The 1,035-nt window shown below is 65.5% G+C and carries 1 protein-coding gene; it reads left to right on the top strand.

What is annotated here, in order from left to right:
• Positions 1-190: 190 nt before the first annotated feature.
• Positions 191-1,035: molecular chaperone HtpG (gene htpG / locus AB4Y84_RS22340; RefSeq protein ID WP_442251017.1), on the top strand; the 845-nt coding region annotated here is incomplete at its 3' end.

The following is a 1,035-nucleotide window of genomic DNA, read 5'->3' as shown; positions in this document are numbered from 1 at the left end:
ACGGCGTCCCCGCAAACCCACAGTGCCCCGCCATCCCACGGAATGCCCGCTTTTGCTGTTGCTGTTGCTTTGGCCTCGGCGGGTGCYGGGCGCAGCCCGGCCGACCAACCCCTTGATTTCGGGACAATCACCCTTACCCCTTGGCGAGGCCGCACGCGCTTGCGCGGCACCGCACATGGAGCCCTACCCGATGACCGAGACGACCCAGACCGAAACCCTTGGCTTCCAGACCGAAGTCAAGCAGCTGCTGCAGCTGATGATCCACTCGCTGTACTCCAACAAGGAAATCTTCCTCCGCGAGCTGGTCTCCAATGCCGCCGACGCCGCCGACAAGCTGCGCTTCGAAGCCCTGACCCAGCCTGAGCTGCTGGAAGGCGACAGCGAACTGCGCGTGCGCGTCAGCTTCGATCCGGCCGCCCACACCATCACCATCGAAGACAACGGCATCGGCATGAGCCGCGCCGATGCCATCACCCACCTTGGCACCATCGCCAAGTCCGGCACCGGCGACTTCCTGCGCCAGCTGTCCGGCGACCAGAAGAAGGACTCGCAGCTGATCGGCCAGTTCGGCGTCGGCTTCTACAGCGCCTTCATCGTCGCCGACGAAGTGGAAGTCACTTCGCGCCGCGCCGGCCTGGCCGCCAATGAAGGCGTGCGCTGGACCTCGCGTGGCGAAGGCGATTTCGATGTCGCCACCATCGACAAGGCCGAGCGCGGCACCCGCATCGTCCTGCACCTGAAGGACGGCGAGCACGACTTCGCCGACGGCTGGCGCCTGCGCAGCATCCTCAAGAAGTACTCCGACCACATCGGCCTGCCGATCCAGATGCCCAAGGAAGGCGGCGAAGAAGGCGCCGCGATCGAGTGGGAAACCGTCAACCGCGCCAGCGCGCTGTGGACCCGCCCGCGCACCGAGATCAGCGATGCGGAGTACACCGAGTTCTACAAGCACGTCGCCCACGACCACAGCGACCCGCTGGCGTGGAGCCACAACAAGGTCGAAGGCAAGCTGGAGTACACCTCGCTGCTGTACGT

This window comes from Stenotrophomonas sp. 2YAF22 (assembly GCF_052114665.1).
Taxonomy (GTDB): Bacteria; Pseudomonadota; Gammaproteobacteria; order Xanthomonadales; family Xanthomonadaceae; genus Stenotrophomonas; species Stenotrophomonas indicatrix.
Note: the sequence above shows the minus strand (reverse complement) of the source record. Positions and strands in the feature narration are given on the sequence as shown.